Annotated in this window: 15 protein-coding genes; 11 read left to right on the plus strand and 4 right to left on the minus strand. The window is 63.8% G+C overall.

The genetic code is table 11. The annotated features are described in order from the left end of the window. Positions 1-6 precede the first annotated feature (6 nt). The 4 genes from ACVOLS_RS13300 to map all read right to left on the minus strand — a co-directional run bounded on the left by ACVOLS_RS13300 (position 7) and on the right by map (position 5059). Positions 7-363 carry a Spx/MgsR family RNA polymerase-binding regulatory protein gene (locus ACVOLS_RS13300; RefSeq protein ID WP_481545980.1) on the minus strand — a complete coding sequence of 119 codons (357 nt, stop codon included), beginning with the start codon at positions 361-363 and terminating at the stop codon, positions 7-9. A gap of 198 nt (positions 364-561) precedes the next feature. After that, complete coding sequence (gene dapD / locus ACVOLS_RS13305) at positions 562-1647, minus strand: 2,3,4,5-tetrahydropyridine-2,6-dicarboxylate N-succinyltransferase (RefSeq protein WP_481545981.1); 1086 nt, start codon at positions 1645-1647, stop codon at positions 562-564. Next, positions 1647-4262: a [protein-PII] uridylyltransferase gene (locus ACVOLS_RS13310; protein ID WP_481546009.1), complete on the minus strand. Its 2616-nt coding sequence runs from the start codon at positions 4260-4262 to the stop codon at positions 1647-1649. The genes dapD and ACVOLS_RS13310 overlap by 1 nt, the downstream gene beginning before the upstream one ends. Before the next feature lie 20 nt (positions 4263-4282). Next, the gene (gene map / locus ACVOLS_RS13315) at positions 4283-5059 is read right to left on the minus strand and encodes a type I methionyl aminopeptidase (RefSeq protein ID WP_481545982.1); all 777 of its coding nucleotides are present in this window, start codon (positions 5057-5059) and stop codon (positions 4283-4285) included. 375 nt (positions 5060-5434) lie between these two features. Between map and ACVOLS_RS13320 the strand changes: the two genes are divergently transcribed. The 11 genes from ACVOLS_RS13320 (at position 5435) to ACVOLS_RS13370 (ending at position 16947) form a co-directional block, all read left to right on the plus strand. Further along, positions 5435-5947, plus strand: coding sequence for a Csu type fimbrial protein (locus tag ACVOLS_RS13320; protein WP_481545983.1), 513 nt, complete (start codon positions 5435-5437; stop codon positions 5945-5947). Between the two features lie 11 nt (positions 5948-5958). Next, the gene (locus ACVOLS_RS13325) at positions 5959-6744 is read left to right on the plus strand and encodes a fimbrial biogenesis chaperone (protein WP_481545984.1); all 786 of its coding nucleotides are present in this window, start codon (positions 5959-5961) and stop codon (positions 6742-6744) included. Positions 6745-6757: 13 nt separating this feature from the next. Further along, entirely contained in the window at positions 6758-9088 is a 2331-nt protein-coding gene (locus ACVOLS_RS13330) for a fimbria/pilus outer membrane usher protein (protein WP_481545985.1), read from the plus strand. Further along, the gene (locus tag ACVOLS_RS13335) at positions 9085-10092 is read left to right on the plus strand and encodes a Csu type fimbrial protein (RefSeq protein ID WP_481545986.1); all 1008 of its coding nucleotides are present in this window, start codon (positions 9085-9087) and stop codon (positions 10090-10092) included. The genes ACVOLS_RS13330 and ACVOLS_RS13335 overlap by 4 nt, the downstream gene beginning before the upstream one ends. Before the next feature lie 303 nt (positions 10093-10395). Continuing rightward, positions 10396-11205, plus strand: coding sequence for a 30S ribosomal protein S2 (rpsB, locus tag ACVOLS_RS13340; RefSeq protein WP_481545987.1), 810 nt, complete (start codon positions 10396-10398; stop codon positions 11203-11205). A 134-nt stretch (positions 11206-11339) separates the two neighbouring features. Beyond that, the gene (gene tsf, locus ACVOLS_RS13345) at positions 11340-12218 is read left to right on the plus strand and encodes a translation elongation factor Ts (protein ID WP_481545988.1); all 879 of its coding nucleotides are present in this window, start codon (positions 11340-11342) and stop codon (positions 12216-12218) included. 159 nt (positions 12219-12377) lie between these two features. Next, on the plus strand, positions 12378-13883 hold the full coding sequence (locus tag ACVOLS_RS13350) for an HDOD domain-containing protein (RefSeq protein ID WP_481545989.1): 1506 nt from the start codon (positions 12378-12380) through the stop codon (positions 13881-13883). Between the two features lie 110 nt (positions 13884-13993). Further along, a complete protein-coding gene (gene pyrH / locus ACVOLS_RS13355) occupies positions 13994-14722 on the plus strand; it encodes a UMP kinase (RefSeq protein ID WP_481507894.1) in 729 nt (242 codons plus the stop codon). Between the two features lie 75 nt (positions 14723-14797). Beyond that, on the plus strand, positions 14798-15355 hold the full coding sequence (gene frr, locus ACVOLS_RS13360; protein WP_481507893.1) for a ribosome recycling factor: 558 nt from the start codon (positions 14798-14800) through the stop codon (positions 15353-15355). 3 nt (positions 15356-15358) lie between these two features. Beyond that, entirely contained in the window at positions 15359-16132 is a 774-nt protein-coding gene (uppS, locus tag ACVOLS_RS13365; RefSeq protein ID WP_481545990.1) for a polyprenyl diphosphate synthase, read from the plus strand. Continuing rightward, complete coding sequence (locus ACVOLS_RS13370) at positions 16129-16947, plus strand: phosphatidate cytidylyltransferase (RefSeq protein WP_481545991.1); 819 nt, start codon at positions 16129-16131, stop codon at positions 16945-16947. Before uppS ends, ACVOLS_RS13370 begins: the two co-directional genes overlap by 4 nt. The last annotated feature ends 1 nt before the right edge of the window (position 16948 follow it).

Raw genomic sequence — 16948 nt, forward strand, 5'->3', positions numbered from 1 at the left:
GGCGGATCAGGCGATGTTGAAGCGGGCCTTGAAGCCGTTGTCGCTGAAACCCTGGCTCAGGGCGCCATCGTCGGTGATCACCAGCGGACGCTTGATCAGCTGCGGGTATTCGCGCAGCAGCAGCTTCCACTCGGCATCGGATTCGGGCGATTTGCGGTTGTCCGGCAACTGCCGCCAGGTGGTCGAGGATTTGTTGATCATCGCGGCGAAGCCGCCTGCTTTGCCGGCCCATTCGAGCAGGGTTTCCGGGCTGGGCTTGTTGTCGCGGTAATCGACGAAGGTGTAGGCGACATTGAAGCGATCCAGCCACTTGGTGGCTTTCTTGCAGGTGTCGCAGTTTTTTAGTCCGTAGATCGTGGTCATTCTGAAATCCAAAGCCCGCATGACAAAGCCCCTCTCCCGCTTGCGGGAGAGGGGTTGGGGTGAGGGGAAGCTTCTAGCTCATTGCCCAAGCTTCTAGCCCTCAGAATAAGAGCGAAGCTAAAGCTCCCCTCATCCGCCCCTTCGGGGCACCTTCTCCCGCTCGCGGGAGAAGGGACGGCGCTGCACCTCTGGCGAGGCTTAGTCCGCCAACCCACGCAGCAGATCATTGACACTGGTCTTGCTGCGGGTCTTGGCGTCCACCTGCTTGACGATCACCGCGCAGTACAGCGAATGCGTACCGTCCTTGGACGGCAGCGAGCCGCTGACCACCACGCTGTACGGCGGCACATAGCCATACGTCACTTCGCCGGTGGCACGGTTGTAGATGCGGGTGCTCTGGCTCAGGAATACGCCCATGCCGATCACGCTGTGGTGGCCGACAACCACGCCTTCCACTACTTCCGAGCGCGCGCCGATGAAGCAATGGTCTTCGATGATGGTCGGGCTGGCCTGCAGCGGCTCCAACACGCCGCCAATACCGGCACCGCCGGACAGGTGGCAATGCTTGCCGATCTGCGCACACGAACCCACCGTGGCCCAGGTATCGACCATGGTGCCCTCACCGACGTGACCGCCGATATTGGTGAAGCTCGGCATGAGCACCACGTCCTTGCCGAAATGCGTGCCGCGACGTGCTATCGCACCCGGTACCACGCGTACGCCGGCCTGGCGGAAGGCGGCTTCGTCGTAGCCTTCAAAGCGCGACTCGACCTTGTCCCAGAACGGTGCCGGGGCGCCGTCCATCACCGCCATGTCGTTGACACGGAAGTACAGCAGCACGGCCTTCTTCAACCATTCGTTGACCTTCCAGCCGCCGTTGCCATCGGGCTCGGCAACACGGAATTCACCGGACTCCAGGCCATCGATCACGCGGTTGACCAGCGCGCGGGTCGACCCTTCGATCTCGTCCATGGTCAGCATGGTGCGGCGCTCGAATGCGCTTTCAATACCGAACTTCAGCTCGGCAACGCCCGGTGCCGGCGGCTTGCGCAGGCTGCGCGGGCCAACCGATGGTGCCACCGGTTTGATCGACTTCGGCTTGGCAGCGGCAACCTTCTTGACCGGTGCCTTGACCGCCTTCGCAACAGGCTTGGCGACCGGTTTGGTCGCTGCTGCGGCCTTTTTCTTCGGCGCTGCGGCCTTGCTCGGCGCGGCCTTTGCAGGCGCAGCCTTCTTGGCGATCTTCTTGGTCACGGTCTTCTTGGTTGCGGGCTTGCTTGCCATCAGTGGGGGTCTCCTGGCTTGTTGTCGGGGTCCAGGCAGGCAAGCAATGCATCGCGCAACGCCTGCATGGAGGTTTCGGTAAGGGGGTGATCGTGACGATCGGTAAGTTGGAACTGATCCTCAGCACGCTCGCCGAAGGTGGCGATGCGTGCATCCTGCACGCGCAGGCGCTGGTCACGCAGCACATGCGCCACATCGGCAAGCAGACCGGGACGATCCGGCGCCACCAGGTTCAAGACGGTCCGGCCTACGTGACTGGCGTCGAGAAACTCGATGCGCGGGGCGAAGCGGAAGTGCTTGAGTTGGCGCGGCATCACCCGTCGCGAGGGTCGCAGGATCAGGATATTGCCGGCCAAGGCCTTGCGCAGCACGGTCTCCAGGCGCACGGCGTCGCCATCGGCAAAGCTGCCAGCAGGCGTCACTTCGAACGTATCGAAGATGGTGTCGTCCGGGCCATCCAGCACGCGCGCACGGTGAATGCCATAGCCGGCACGGTCCAGGGTCATCACGATCGCGGCGAACATGCCGTCGCGGTCCGGTGAATGCACGAAGACTTCCAACGCATCACTCTCGGGCGTGATTCGTCGAACCTTGACCAAGGTTCCGCCCTTGTGAACCTCCACCAACGACGCCGCCTGCCATACCAGCTGCTCAGGACGGAAACGCACGAAGCTTTCGTCGGGCATGGCCGCGAACTGGCGGTCGATCACCGCATCATCATGGCCGAGCAGGCGCATCTGCTCGCGTACGTTGTCGCGCGCTTCCTGCACCCGTTCGGCTTCCGGCAGCGGATGCTCCAAGCCCTCGCGCAAGGCGCGGCGGGTGGCGAAATACAGGTCAGCCAGCAGCCGGTCCTTCCATGCATTCCACATCTTGGGGCTGGTACCAGCGATATCGGCGCAGGTAAGCAGGTAGAGGTAATCGAGACGATCACGGTCGCCGACCAGGCCGGCAAAACGGTGGATCACATCGGGATCGGTGATGTCCTGCTTCTGCGCGGTAATCGACATGCGCAGGTGCTGCTCGACCAGCCACGCCACCAGCTCGGTATCGGAACTGCTCAAACCATGTGCGCTGCAGAATTCGCGCGCATCCACCGCGCCCAGTTCGGAATGGTCACCGCCCCGGCCCTTGGCGATGTCATGGAACAGGCCGGCCAACAACAGCAGCTCCGGCTTGCGCAGGCGCGGCCAGACTTCGTGGGCAATGGAGAAACGCTCATCGGCGCGGCCAGCGGCAAACAAGGCCATGTTCCGCAACACCATCAAGGTGTGCTGGTCCACCGTGTAGACATGGAACAGGTCGAACTGCATGCGCCCGGATACTGCGGCAAATGCGGGAATCCACTGGCCAAGCACGCCAAGACGCGCCATCCGCGCCAGCGTATCGACCGCACGTGGGCCGCGCAGCAAGGCCATGAACTGCTCGCGGACGTCTTCGTCCACGGCGGTATAGGCGGGAATTTCGTCCAGCATCTCGGCCAGACCGCGCGCGGTCATCGAGTGCAGGCCGCGCACATCGGAGGTGCGTGCCCAGCAGGCGAACAGCGCGAAGATGCTGCGGATATCACCATGCGGCCAGAACGGATCATCAGCGGACAGATAGCCGCGACGTAGCGAGAAGCCCTCGCCTACAGGCTGCGGTGTCGCCTCGCCATCAAACTGTTCTTCAAAGCGTTGCAGCAGGCGGTCGCTGATGCGGCGGATGACCGTCGCACTGCGGTAGAAGCCCTGCATCATTTTTTCCACACCCAGGCTTTCGGCGTCATCGCCAAAACCCATGCGCGCGGCCAAGGTCTTCTGGTAATCGAAGCGCAGCCGTTCTTCCGGACGCTGCGCCACCAGGTGCAGGCCAAAGCGCAACCGCGCCAATACCTGGCGTTCGCGCTTCAGCGCGGCGGCCTCGTCCAGGCCCAGATGGCCCAAGCCGACCAGCGCATCGATATTGCTGACGCCGAAGGCGCGCAGCGCCATCCAGCCCAGGGTATTGAGATCGCGCAGACCGCCCGGGCCATCCTTGATGTCCGGCTCGAGGTTGTCGGCGGTGTCACCAAAACGCTGGTGCCGCGCCAGCAGCTCCTCGCGCTTGGCCAGGAAGTATTCGCGCGGCGGCCATACCAGACTGGGCGCGATCGCCCGCGCCAGACCGTGCTGGGCGGTTGCATCAGCGACCAGCGGGCGCGCCTCGATCAAGGCTGTCAGCACCGTCTGATCGGCCGCGGCGTGTACACATTGCGTTGCCGAGCGCACCGCATGGCTGGCCGGCAAGCCTGCATCCCACAACAAGGCGAACAACCGCGCCAGTGCGGCTTCGTGGCGTTGCTGCACGTCGGTTTCAGCCAGCACCAGCAGGTCGATGTCCGAGCGCGGGAACAGCTCGCCACGGCCGTAGCCGCCGACCGCGAACAGGGCCAAACCACCCGTTGCAGGAATGCAGCGCTGCCAGGCTTCGATGATTAGTTGATCGACCGCGCGTGCGCGCAGGCCGGGCAGACGTTCGACATTGTCGGTCTGCTCGAAGCGTTTGCCCAGGCGGGCATCGGTGTGGGCAAGCGACTGCCGTGCATCGGCAGCCCATTGCACGTCACCGGCAGGATCTGCCGGCGTGTCCAGAATCGGGCCCGCCGGCAGTGAGGTCATGCCTGCGCGGTTTCCGCCGGCGACAGCGTCAATACCTCAACGCCATCCTCGGTCACCACAATGGTGTGTTCCCACTGTGCCGAGAGCTTGCGGTCCTTGGTCACCACGGTCCAACCATCCGGCAGCACCTTGGTGTAGCGGGTGCCTTCATTGATCATCGGCTCGATGGTGAAGGTCATGCCCTGCTTGAGCACCAGGCCCTGACCCGGACGGCCGTAATGCAATACCTGCGGTTCGTCGTGGTAGACCTTGCCGATGCCGTGGCCGCAATACTCGCGCACCACGCTGAAGCGTTCACCTTCGGCGAATTCCTGGATCGCATGACCCACATCGCCCAGCGTCGCGCCCGGCTTGACCGCACGGATACCGCGCCACATGGCTTCCTTGGTGGTTTCCACCAGACGCTTGGCCATCACCGACGGTGTGCCGACGTAGTACATGCGGCTGGTATCACCGTGCCAGCCATCCTTGATGACGGTCACGTCGATATTGACGATGTCGCCATCCTTGAGCACCTTGGCTTCGCTGGGAATGCCGTGGCAGATGACGTTGTTGACCGAGGTGCACACGGTCTTGGGGAATCCGCGGTAACCCACATTGGCCGGGATGGTGCCCTGCACATTGATGATGTGGTCGTTGCAGATGCGATCCAGCTCTTCGGTGGTGACACCGGGCTTGACGTGCGGGGTGATGATGTCGAGCACCTCAGCCGCCAGACGGCCGGCGATGCGCATCTTCTCGATTTCTTCGGGGGTTTTCAGGTTGATTGCCATGGGCCGATTATCCCCCATTTGGTCTATTTCGCTAAGTATTTCACATTAATAAACACGGAATCGAACGCCTCGCCCGAATCCGACCGCTACCTTCCTGAGCGGGAACCCCGACCGCCCCCCCCCTCCCTTCCACGCTTAGGCGAATCACCCAAACCGACAGCGCGCCGCGGCAGCCGCGCGCATGACCTCGGCCAGCGGAGACCCCAACCGATCGGCACAACGTCCCGATTGACCGAACTTAGCAACATCCCCTGTTCAGGCAAAACTGCCCGCGTGAACACGTGTCAGCGTAGCGCTGCCGTGCTTAGCTCTGCGCGCAGGCCGACGCCATGCCCCATGGCATCGCCACTGCCGCCAACCGCCGGGAGAATCGACATGCTCACGCGCACGCTCTTGATCACCGCAGCCAGCATTGCATTGACGGGAACTGCAGGCCTCACTCAGGCAGCAACCCAGACCGCGCAGTTCCAGGTACGCATCGTCATCACCGAGTCCTGTGATATCCAGGCCGTCGCCGCCAGCGACATCGACTTTGGCACCGTAGCCCGCGCCACCGGCACCCCACTCGACGCCCAAGGCACGCTCGAAGTGAACTGCACCAACGGCACCCCTTACACCATCGGCATGAATCCCGGTGCCAATGCCACCAGCACCACCGCTGCCGCCGACAACCGACGCATGAGCGATGGCGCAAGCAACTTCGTCGCTTATGGGCTGTACCGCGATGCCGGTCGGCAGAACTTCTGGGGCGAGGCGATTGGCACCGATACCCTGGCCGGCACCGGCACCGCCAGTGCACAGACCATCCCGGTCTATGGCCGCGTGCCTTCCACCGATGCGCCAGCCGGCAGCTACGGCGACACGGTGATTGCCACGATCACCTACTGAGTCCGGACCAGATGCAGCCAGCCTGCCCACGCGTCAGTGGAACCGGTCCGCACCCCTTGCGCCGGGCGCATTGGGGCCTGTTGCTGTTGGCCCCCGTGGCAAGCGCCGGCAATCTGCAGGTTGCACCGATCCTGCTGGAGTTCGGCGACGGCGTCCAGGCGCAGGCACTGTGGCTGGAGAACAGCGGCGATCAGCCATTGCATGCGCAGGTGCGCATACAGCGTTGGACCCAAAGCGATTCGGCTGACGTGCTTGAGCCATCGCAGATGCTGTTGGCACGCCCCGCCATCGTCAAGATCGGCCCCGGCCAACGGCAGTTGGTACGCGTACTGCGGCCGGCTCCTTTGCCCGCGGGTGATACGCAGGAACAAGCCTATCGCCTATTGGTGGATGAACTTCCCACCACCCACCCCAAACCCAACCAGGGCCTGAATTTCCTGCTGCGCTACTCGATCCCGGCGTTCGTACTACCCGCGGGTGCGAGCCCGCGCGAACTGGGAAGCAAGACCGCTGCCGACACAAGCGGACTGCACGCCAGCTGGCAGGTAGATGCCGGCCTGCTGACCCTGGCCGTACACAACACGGGCGCCCAGCGCATGCGCCTGAGCCAGTTGCGCTGGCTGCCCGAGAACGGCCCACCGATTGAACTGACACCCGGCCTGCTGGGCTATGTGCTGGCGGGCCAACACATGCGATGGACGCTGCCGCTACCACGCCCCTTCCCCCTCATCGGCACTTTGCAGGCCAGGCTGAACGATGCCGCCATTCCGCAGCCGCTGCGCTCTGCTGACCGTTGATCTGGCGATGCTCATGGCGAGTAGTTCCTCCCTGTCTGCCGCGCCATCTGCCCACCCGGATACGGCACTCGCCGGTATTGGCGAACAGTTGCCGCAGGAGCTGTACCTGGAAGTCCGGGTCAATCAGGGCAGCAGCACCCAGCTGGCGCGCTTCATCGTTAGCGGACAGCAGCTGTCTGCAAGCGCGGCGACCTTGCGGAAACTGGGCCTGCGCCTGCCCGCGGGCATCGAACCCGAACAGCAATCGGTTGATCTCGCCCAACTTCCAGATATAAACATCAGCTACGACGCGCCCAACCAGCGCCTCGCATTGCAGCTGCCGCTGGCAGGTCTGAATCGACCACTCACTCAACTGCGCCTGGCGGCACCTCCCACCGTGCTCGCTGCAAGCGATAGCAGCGCCGGCCTCCTGCTCAACTACGACCTGCATGTGCAACAGCAACGCGGATTCCGCAGCGCCAGCAGCTTCAGCGAGCTGCGCCTGTTCGGTATGGGGGCAGGCATCTGGTCCACCACCCAGAACACCAGTCTGGACGGCAGCGAAGGCCACTGGCAGCACAGGAACACCCGTCTGGACAGCCGCTGGCAACTCGATCTGCCCGGTCCGATGCTCAGCCTGGGCATTGGAGACACCATAACCGGCGCGCTCGAATGGTCGCGTGCCGCCCGCATCGCGGGCGTACACCTGTCGCGCAACTTCTCCCTGCAGCCGTACCGGGTGACCACGCCATTGGCTTCATTCAGCGGCGATGCCCTGCTGCCTTCCACCATCGACCTGTACATCAATGGCATCCGCCAGGCCAGCCGCAACGTGCAGCCTGGGCGGTTCCAGCTGGATGCCACCCCCACCCTCAATGGCAGTGGCCAAGCGCAGCTGCTGGTGACCGACATCAATGGACAGCAGCGGATGCTGGAGTTTGCACTGTACGGCACGCCCTCCCTACTACAGGCCGGCCTGAGCGATTGGTCACTGGATCTGGGCGTACTGCGTGAGGACTACGGGCTGCGCTCCTTCGCTTACGGCGACAGACCGATGGCCAGCGCCAGCTTGCGCCACGGCGTGCACCAACAACTGACCATCGAGGCACATACCGAGCTCAGCGCGGACCTGCAGCTGGCCGGCGTGGGCGCGGTGGCCCTGCTGGGCAGGCGCGGCGGGGTACTGAGCGGCTCGTTCAGCAGGAGTCACGCCGGCAAGCTGCCGGGACATCAACACGCGCTTGGTTATCAATGGAGCGCGCACGGTTTCAGCGTCTCGGCCCGCACCCAGCGCAGCAGCAGCACTTTCCGCGACGCCCCGGCATTTCTTGCCAATGCCCGCTTACCCCGCCGTACCGACCAGTTCTTTGTTGGCCTGGGCAATGTCCACAGCGGTCAGTTCAGCCTCAGCTACGTGTCCCAGCACTACCCAGGCAGCCCCCCTACCCGCCTGACCGGACTGGGCTGGTCGCGCAATCTGCGCGGCAATGCCTGGCTCAGCGTGCAGTTCCAGCACGACCTGGACAGCCCGCGGATGGACAGCGCCAACCTGTATGTCTCCCTGCCGCTGGATCGGCTTACACAGCTCAGCAGCTCACTGCGCCACGGCGACGACGGCAACGCACTCGCCTTGCAGGCAGGTCGCAGCGTGTCGGCAGATGCGGGCGGCTGGGGCTGGCGCGCGCAGGCGAACCTGGGCACACGCCGCAGCGCCAATGCCGAACTGAGCCATCTCGGCGACGCCGGCCAGTGGCGCCTGGGCATGGACTACGACACCGATGCCGGCACCGCCGTGTACGCCGATGCCAATGGCAGCATCGTGTGGTTCGGCCAAGGCATACGTGCACTGCGCCAGGTTGACGACGCGTTTGCCCTGGTGTCGACCAATGGCGTGGCGCAGGTCCCGGTGCGACTGGAGAACCGTTTGGTCGGCAGCACCGATGCGCATGGGCAGCTGCTGGTTGCACCGCTGCGCGCATGGCAGCGCAACCTGATCAGCATTGACACCCTGGGCTTGCCAATGGACTTGTTGCTGGATACTCCACAGCAGTTGGTGGTACCCGCATCTGGCAGCGCCGCAAGCGTGGTGTTCAAGCTGCAGCCAAGCCGCCCGATGCGCCTGCAGGTCCGCGACGCGGATGGGAAGTGGCTAGGCGCCGGCAACATGATCGCAGTCGAACTGGCAGGCCAGATCGTCGCAACCACCGTCACCGGCCATGACGGCGAGGTGTATCTGCAGGACCCGCCAGCCGGCGCGGTGCTGCGCATCCCGGTGAACGACAGCCTCGATTGCGTGATCGCCCTGCCCATCGCCATGCAAGGCAGCGATCCGCCTGGCGTCACTACCCTGCAGTGCCAACGATGAGCGACACGGCCAACTCATCGCCGCAGAACCCGCTTATCGCGACACAACGCATCCTGGTGCTGGTGCTGGTAGGGCTCCCGCTCTCCGCTTGGGCACAAAGCTGCCAGGTAATCCGCAGCCCGAACGTCGATTTCGGCGAAATCCACAGCACAGGCACCACCGACACAGCGGCCACCGTCGTCGTCAGCTGCCAGGGCCTTGCACCGTTCGGCAACCAGATCACCGCCTGCATCTTCCCTGGCGAAGGCGTTCCCGGCGGGGTGGCACCACGCCGCATGACAAACGACGCAGGCGCCCTGATGAACTACGACCTCTATTCGAACCCGGCGCAGACACAGCTGCTCGGTGCATTTGGCGGCAACCAGCCCGTCTATGCGATTTCGGTCCAGGCAGGAGCCCTGAGCCCACAACAGATCCCATTCAACATCTATGCCCGCGTCCCGGGTGGACAAACGTTGCCAGCAGCCTACCGATACCAGGGCAACCCAGGCACCTCCATCCTCCGTTACAGCTATGGCCCACCACTACTCGCGCCCCCGACCGCGGAGAACTGCCGCGATGGCACCTTTCCCCTGCTGGGTGGTGCTGGTCAATCGCAGTTCCTTTTTGGCACCGTCACCGCGCAGGTACCTAGCGCCTGCCTGATCACCATCGCCACCGACCTGGACTTTGGCAGCACCAGCCGCCTCGACGCCCCCCGCGACCAGAGCTCGCTGATCCGCCTGCGCTGCGCCACCGGTACGGCATGGACAATGACCCTGAGCAACGGCAGCAACCCTGCCAATGGACAGCGCCGGATGGCCTCAAATGGCAATTTCCTGCCCTACGAGCTGTACCTCGACCCGGCACTGCTCATCCCCTGGGGCGACTCGGAGGCGACCGGCGCCAGTGACGTCGGTGAAAACGAGGATGTATCGTTCCCCGTCTATGGCAGGGTGTTCCCACAGCCAACCCCCATCCCTGGCAGCTACAGCGACACGATCACGGTCACGCTCACCTACTAGGCCGGCGCAAATCCCTCCGCCAAGCGGGAAAATTGCACCCAGCTCATCCAAGGGCTATACTTCGCCGGCTTTTTCGGGCGCATACCCGCTGGAGCGCGCTGACACCGGGCGTCAACCGGTGAATCCTCACCTGTCGCCCCCATCCGTGCCGGGGTGCCCTGTTCTTCAGGGTTCGGCCACGGAGGCGCCAGGGAAGCCCAACCCCGGAACTGTTTGCGCGCTCCCTATAGAAGCCGCGCATCGCAGCACGACTCCAACAAACCGGTCGCGCGCGGTGTCAGTTCCACCATCAGGAGTTTTGCAATGCCCCAGATCACCATGCGTCAGATGTTGGAAGCCGGCGTCCACTTCGGCCACCAGACCCGTTACTGGAACCCGAAGATGGGCCAGTACATCTTTGGCGCCCGCGGCAAGATCCACATCATCAACCTGGAAAAGACCGTCCCGCTGTTCAACGATGCGATGAACTTCATCTCCTCGGTTGCCCAGAAGCGCGGCACCATCCTGTTCCTCGGCACCAAGCGCAGCGCACGCGAATCCATCAAGGAAGAAGCAGAGCGTTGCGGCATGCCGTTCATGAACCAGCGCTGGCTGGGCGGCACCCTGACCAACTTCGCCACCGTGAAGAAGTCGGTCGCCCGTCTGAAGGAACTGGAAGCCGGTGAAACCGACGGCAGCTTCGACAAGTTGGTCAAGCACGAAGTGCTGGGCCTGCGCCGCGAGCGCGACAAGCTGGAAGCCTCGCTGGGCGGCATCAAGGAAATGAACCGTCTGCCCGACGCCATCTTCGTCATCGACATCGGTCACGAAGACATCGCCATCAAGGAAGCCAAGAAGCTCGGCATCCCGGTGATCGCCGTGGTTGATACCAACTACAACCCGGAACTGGTTGATTACGCCATCCCGGGCAACGACGACGCCATACGTGCCGTGCAGCTGTACGCCCGCGCCGCTGCTGACGCCGTGCTGGAAGGCAAGGCCGCTGCTCCGAACGCCGCCACCGTGCGCGAAGAAGAGTTCAGCGAAGCCGCTGCTGGCGAAGAGGCCAAGCCGACCCGCCGCGCTCCGGCCAAGAAGGCTCCGGCCAAGAAGGGTGACGAGGCTTCGGCCTGATCCCCACCGGCGGGCGCAGCCATTGCGCCCGCTCCCCCTGTGCCGGTACCAACGGCGCCGAGCACTGACAGGGCTGCGTAACAACGGCCGGCCATCATGGCCGGCCTACCCCTTTCTATTGATGAGGTAATTCCATGGAAATCACTGCTTCCCTGGTCAAGGAACTGCGCGAGCGCACCGGCGCCGGCATGATGGAGTGCAAGAAGGCTCTGTCCGAGACCAACGGCGACATCGACGCAGCGGCGGAAGCCCTGCGCAAGTCCGGTGCTGCCAAGGCCGACAAGAAGGCCGATCGCGTCACCGCTGAAGGCCGCGTGGGCGTTGCCAGCAACGGCGGCAACGCCGTCCTGGTCGAAGTGAACTCGGAAACCGACTTCGTTGCCAACGACGTCAACTTCAAGGCATTCGTCGATGCCGTTGCCGCTGCCGCCCTGGCATCCGGCGCCGCCGACGTTGAAGCCCTGAAGTCGGTCAAGCTGGCCAGCGGCGAAACCGTCGAAGAGACCCGCGCCATCGCGATCCAGAAGCTGGGTGAAAACATCCAGATCCGTCGCCTGGTCAAGATCAGCGGCAATAACACCGTTGGCACCTACGTGCACAGCAACGGCAAGATCGGCGTGCTGGTCGAACTGGCCGGCGGCAACGCCGAGCTGGCTTCGGGCCTGGCAATGCACGTGGCCGCGATGAACCCGCCGCACAACAAGGCATCCGACGTTCCGGCCGACTTCGTTGCAAAGGAAAAGGAAATCGAGCTGGCCAAGATGACCGACAAGGACAAAGCCAAGCCGGCTGACATCCTGGAAAAGATCATCAGCGGCAAGATCAACAAGATCATCAGCGAAGTGACCCTGTACGGCCAGAGCTACGTACTGGACAGCGACAAGACCGTCGAGCAGGCCGTCAAGGCTGCTGGCGGCGACGTCATCGGCTTCCAGCGCCTGGCTGTCGGCGAAGGCATCGAGAAGGTGGTGGAAGACTACGCCGCCGAAGTTGCCAAGGCGATGCAGGTCTAAGTACCCGCTGCCTGCAACACCTGAAAAAGCCGCGATTATTCGCGGCTTTTTCTTTGCCGCAAGCCACCCGCGACGGCACACTCCCGGCACTGGACCGCAATCCCCGTCTTTGCTTAAGGCATCCTGTATGCTTGCAGTACTGCCGACTGCTTCTTTGACATGTCCCCCGAGCTCACCGCAGCCCTGTCCCTCTGCCGAAATCTGCCCTCGCCACCGGCCATCGCTGTCCGTTTGATTGAGCTTGCGCAGGATCCGGAAACCGACATCGCCAGCGCCGCCGACGTGATAGCACTGGATATGGGCTTGAGCGCACGCATGATGCGCATCGCCAATTCGCCGCTATACGCCAGTCGCCGCCGCATTGAAAACCTGGGCCAGGCACTGACCATGCTGGGCCTCAACGCCACCTTGCAGCTGGCCCTGGGCTTCAGCCTGTCACGCGCACTGCGCGAGGACGAAGATCACGCCCAGCTGCTGCAAGCGGTCTGGCGGCGCAGCATCCTCAGCGCCCTGGCCGCCCGCTACCTCGGACTGGCCCGCAACGTGCGCCGCGTGGAAGAATTGATGCTGGCCGGCCTATTGCAGGACATCGGCATCCTTGCCCTGTTGCAGCTGCGCGGCGACAACTACCCCAGCCTGCTTGCCGGTGCCAGCAGCAATGAGGAACTGCTCGCCCACGAACGAACCATATTCGAGTGCAGCCACGCCGATGTCGGTGCCGAACTGTGCGAGCAATGGGGCTTGCCGCCCTACCTGGTCGACGCTATCAGGCACAGCGAAGCGCCTGCCGAACCAACCGACCTGTTCGGCCGCTGTGTTGCTCTGTCAGGCAGCATTGCGGAGATCTGGCTGAGCAAGGACACCGACCAGGCCCGCGACACCGCTTTGCGCCTGGTGCATGCACAGCTGGAAATGGACAGCAGCCAGTTCGAACTGGTACTGCAACAGGTCAGCCAGATGCTGCCGGAGATCAGCGCGCTGTTCGACGTGCCGGTGCCGTCACCCGCGCGCATCACCTACCTGCTCGATCACGCCGCCGAATTGATGGCCCTGCGCAATCTGCGCGAACTGCAGGACGCTGGCGCCGCCAAGCGACGCGCCGATGACTTCGAGCAGCAAGCGCGTCGCCTGACCGAACAGGCACACCTGGATGCGCTCACCGGCCTGTTGAATCGGCGCCAACTGGAAGTGGTGCTGGCGCAGGAATTCGACCGCGCCGGCCGCGCCGATCGACCACTGTCGGTAGCCTTCATCGACCTGGACGATTTCAAGAAAATCAACGACCAGCACGGCCATCTGGTCGGTGACCAGGTGCTGCAGGCGTTCGCCAACCAGCTGCAGGGTCAGCTGCGCGGCAGCGATACCGTCGCCCGCTTCGGCGGCGAGGAGTTCGTGGTGTTGTTCCCGGGCACCAACGAGCAGACCGCGCTGGAGGTGATACGCCGCGTGCTTGGCGCCATCACCCAGGCCCCGATCGTCACCGTGGCTGACATGCCGCTGCATGTGACCTTCTCGGCCGGCGTCGCCACCCATGGCGCGTATGAGCGCTTCACTGACATGCGCGACCTGCTCAAGGCCGCCGACGACGTGCTGTACCGCTCCAAGAACCTTGGCCGCAACCGGGTAATCGCCCGCGCACCGGATCCCCACCCCACCGCCTGCTGAACCAGATAGCGATTGACCGGCATTTTGTCGCTGCATTGCAACAATAGATGTCACCTGAAACTGCGGCATCCGTTAGAATCCCCCGCGTTTTCCAGCCATCTGAGGTCACCATGTCCAAGCTCGCCTACCGCCGCATCCTGTTGAAACTTTCCGGGGAGGCGCTGATGGGAGACGAGGACTACGGCATCGACCCCAAGGTCATCAACCGTCTGGCCCATGAAGTCATCGAGGCCCAGAACGCCGGCGTCGAAATCGCACTGGTGGTCGGTGGTGGCAACATCTTCCGCGGCGCCGGCCTGGCTGCAGGCGGCATGGACCGCGTCACCGGCGACCACATGGGCATGCTGGCGACCGTCATCAACGCCCTTGCCATGCAGGACGCGCTTGAGAAAGCCGGCGGCAAGGCCCGGGTGATGAGCGCGATCAAGATCAATGACGTGTGCGAGGACTACATCCGCCGCCGCGCCATCCGCCACCTTGAAAAGGGCCGCCTGGTGATCTTCGCCGCCGGCACCGGCAACCCGTTCTTCACCACCGATTCGGGCGCCGCACTGCGCGCGATCGAGATCGGTGCCGACCTGCTGCTCAAGGCCACCAAGGTCGACGGCGTCTACGACAAGGACCCCAACAAGCACGCCGATGCGGTCCGCTATGAGAGCCTGAGCTACGACCAGGTCATCAGCCAGGGTCTGGAAGTCATGGACACGGCCGCCTTTGCCCTGGCCCGTGACAGCGACCTGCCGCTGCGCGTTTTCGACATGAGCCAGCCCGGCGAACTGCTGAAAATCCTGCACGGCGAGCACATCGGCACCCTGGTCCACGGCCGCGACGCACACTAACCCACGCTGCCGGCGCGGTGGGCAGGGGTAATCGCCTATAATCGGCCGGTTCTAGAAACATCCAGGATTCGGCCGATGATCAACGATATCAAGCAAGATGCGCAGGCGCGCATGACCAAGAGCATTGACGCTCTGCGCCATACCCTTACCACCATCCGCACCGGCCGCGCCTCACCGGCCCTGCTGGACGGCATCAAGGTCAAGGCTTACGGCACCGACACCCCCTTGAATCAGGTGGCCAGCATCAGCGTGTCCGAAGGACGCTCTCTGGTGATCACCCTGTTCGACAAGAACATGATCAAGGAAGTGGAAAAGGCCATTTATGCCTCCGACATCGGCATCACCCCCACCACCATGGGCACCGTGATCCGCCTGAACCTGCCGCCGCTCACCGAAGAGCGCCGCAAGGAGCTGGCCAAGTCGGTGAGCAAGGAAGGCGAAGAAACCAAGATCGCCATCCGCAACATCCGCCGCGATGCCAACCAGGAAGTCGCCAAGCTGCTCAAGGACAAGGCGATCACCGAAGATGACGACCGTCGCAGCCAGGAAGACATCCAGAAGCTGACCGACAAGGCGATCAAGGACGTCGACGAAGTGGTCAAGCTCAAAGAACAGGAACTGATGGCGGTCTGAGGCGTGTCCTCCGTCCTGCACGACGACACCGCTGCCCCGGCGTTGCCGGGGCACATTGCCATCATCATGGATGGCAATGGCCGTTGGGCGCAGCAACGCCGGCGGCCGCGCATGATCGGCCACCGTGCCGGTGCGCGCGCGGTCAACCGCAGCATCGACTTCTGCCTCGAACGCGGCGTTGGCGCACTGACCCTGTTTGCGTTTTCCAGTGAAAACTGGGGCCGCCCGCAGGAAGAAGTCGACTCGCTGATGAAGCTGTTCCTCGGTGCGCTGGACCGCGAAGTGGATGAACTCCACCGCCGCGGTGTGCGCGTGCGCTTCATCGGCGACCGCAGCCGCTTCGCTGGCAGCATCGTCCAGCGCATGGACAAGGCCGAGCAACGCACGATCGGCAATACCGCGATGACCCTGAGCATCGCCGCCAGCTATGGTGGTCGCCAGGATATCGCGCTGGCTGCACGCGCGCTGGCCGAACAGGTCGCCGCCGGCACCCTGCGCCCCGAGCAGATCGACGAGCAGGCCCTGGGCCAGCACGTCGCACTGGCCGACATGCCACCGCCGGACCTGTTCATCCGCACCGGTGGCGACACCCGCATCAGCAACTTCCTGCTGTGGCAGCTGGCCTACAGCGAGCTGTGGTTCACTGACGTGCTGTGGCCGGATGTCGATGCGGCCGTCCTTCAACTGGCACTGGATGACTATGCAAGGCGTGAGCGCCGCTTTGGTCTGACCAGCGCCCAGATTGCCGCCGCTGCGGCAGCGAGCGCACATTCATGACAAAGACCCGTGTGATTGCAGCGCTGATCATGGCCCCGGTGGCGATCTGCGCAATCCTGTTCCTGCCCAGCCAATGGCTGGCCGCCGCTGCCGCCCTGGTATTCCTGATCGGCCTGTGGGAATGGCTCAAGCTCACCGGTGTGGTTGGCCTGCCGCGTACCGTGCTCGTAGCGCTGAACCTGCTGCTTATGGTGCTGCTGGTATGGGCCTCGGACGGCAGCATGGTGCTGTTCCAACTGGCGGCACTGATCGGTGTCGGCTTCTGGCTGTTGGCGTTGCTGTGGCTGCGTTTCTTCGATTTTGGCGCGCATGACGAAAGCAGCGCCCGCATGCTCAAGCTCGCCGCCAGCAGCCTGGCGATCATCCCGGCCTGGGCCTCGCTGGTACTGATACACGCTGGCAGCAACGGCCACCTGTGGCTGTTGACCGCATTGACTCTGGTCTGGGCGGCCGATTCCGGCGCGTATTTCGCGGGTCGCACCTTTGGCAAGCACAAGCTCGCCCCGCGCATCAGCCCCAACAAGACCATTGAAGGCCTGCTTGGCGGCCTGGTTGCCGGCCTGATCACCGCTGGCGTATTCGGCTGGTTTGCCGGCGTGCAGACTTCACAGTTCGGCTGGCTGATGCTGGTCACCGCGGTGGCGGTACTGGCCTCGGTGCTCGGCGATCTGTTTGAAAGCCTGCTCAAGCGCCATGCCGGTGCCAAGGACTCGGGACATATCATTCCCGGCCACGGCGGCGTGCTGGACCGCATCGACGGCGTGCTTGCCGCGCTGCCGGTATTCGCGCTGGGCAAGGAAATCTTCGGCTTCTGAG

The organism is Stenotrophomonas sp. STEN038 (genome assembly GCF_056759895.1).

What these genes read in the sequence shown, in the direction of transcription:
- ACVOLS_RS13300 (WP_481545980.1), bottom strand. Translation starts at nt 363, where the DNA reads ATGACCACGATCTACGGACTAAAAAACTGCGACACCTGCAAGAAAGCC.
- dapD (WP_481545981.1), bottom strand. Translation starts at nt 1,647, where the DNA reads ATGGCAAGCAAGCCCGCAACCAAGAAGACCGTGACCAAGAAGATCGCC.
- map (WP_481545982.1), bottom strand. Translation starts at nt 5,059, where the DNA reads ATGGCAATCAACCTGAAAACCCCCGAAGAAATCGAGAAGATGCGCATC.
- ACVOLS_RS13320 (WP_481545983.1), top strand. Translation starts at nt 5,435, where the DNA reads ATGCTCACGCGCACGCTCTTGATCACCGCAGCCAGCATTGCATTGACG.
- ACVOLS_RS13325 (WP_481545984.1), top strand. Translation starts at nt 5,959, where the DNA reads ATGCAGCCAGCCTGCCCACGCGTCAGTGGAACCGGTCCGCACCCCTTG.
- ACVOLS_RS13330 (WP_481545985.1), top strand. Translation starts at nt 6,758, where the DNA reads ATGGCGAGTAGTTCCTCCCTGTCTGCCGCGCCATCTGCCCACCCGGAT.
- ACVOLS_RS13335 (WP_481545986.1), top strand. Translation starts at nt 9,085, where the DNA reads ATGAGCGACACGGCCAACTCATCGCCGCAGAACCCGCTTATCGCGACA.
- rpsB (WP_481545987.1), top strand. Translation starts at nt 10,396, where the DNA reads ATGCCCCAGATCACCATGCGTCAGATGTTGGAAGCCGGCGTCCACTTC.
- tsf (WP_481545988.1), top strand. Translation starts at nt 11,340, where the DNA reads ATGGAAATCACTGCTTCCCTGGTCAAGGAACTGCGCGAGCGCACCGGC.
- ACVOLS_RS13350 (WP_481545989.1), top strand. Translation starts at nt 12,378, where the DNA reads ATGTCCCCCGAGCTCACCGCAGCCCTGTCCCTCTGCCGAAATCTGCCC.
- pyrH (WP_481507894.1), top strand. Translation starts at nt 13,994, where the DNA reads ATGTCCAAGCTCGCCTACCGCCGCATCCTGTTGAAACTTTCCGGGGAG.
- frr (WP_481507893.1), top strand. Translation starts at nt 14,798, where the DNA reads ATGATCAACGATATCAAGCAAGATGCGCAGGCGCGCATGACCAAGAGC.
- ACVOLS_RS13370 (WP_481545991.1), top strand. Translation starts at nt 16,129, where the DNA reads ATGACAAAGACCCGTGTGATTGCAGCGCTGATCATGGCCCCGGTGGCG.